Raw genomic sequence first — 337 nt, forward strand, 5'->3', positions numbered from 1 at the left:
ATTTTGGCCAGGACCAGGAATAGGAGGACATTGTATTCCAGTAGATCCTTTATATTTCCAATGGAGAATAAAAAGGAATGGGGAAATTTGTCAATTAATTGAGGCTGCACATGTGATTAATGAAGAAATGCCAGAGAAAATAGTCCGGAAAGTAAAAGGCATGGTGCAATCACCTGCATCAGTTTTAATTGTAGGAAGTGCATATAAGAAAGATGTAAATGATTTGAGAGAATCACCGGCTTTACCAATTATTGAATTGTTACTAAAAGAAGGATATGAAATCGAAAATCACGATCCATATATTTCTTCTGCAAAGTTTGAAGGCAAGGTGTACCAA

General features: G+C 35.6%; 1 protein-coding gene. It reads left to right on the top strand.

Features of this window, described 5'->3' with window-relative positions:
* The coding region (locus ACSG5Z_RS29855; protein WP_435712748.1) for a UDP binding domain-containing protein at nt 1-337 on the top strand (337 nt) is incomplete at both ends.

Origin of the sequence: Bacillus pretiosus (assembly GCF_051294775.1) — a bacterium.
In the GTDB taxonomy this organism is placed as follows: domain Bacteria; phylum Bacillota; class Bacilli; order Bacillales; family Bacillaceae_G; genus Bacillus_A; species Bacillus_A wiedmannii.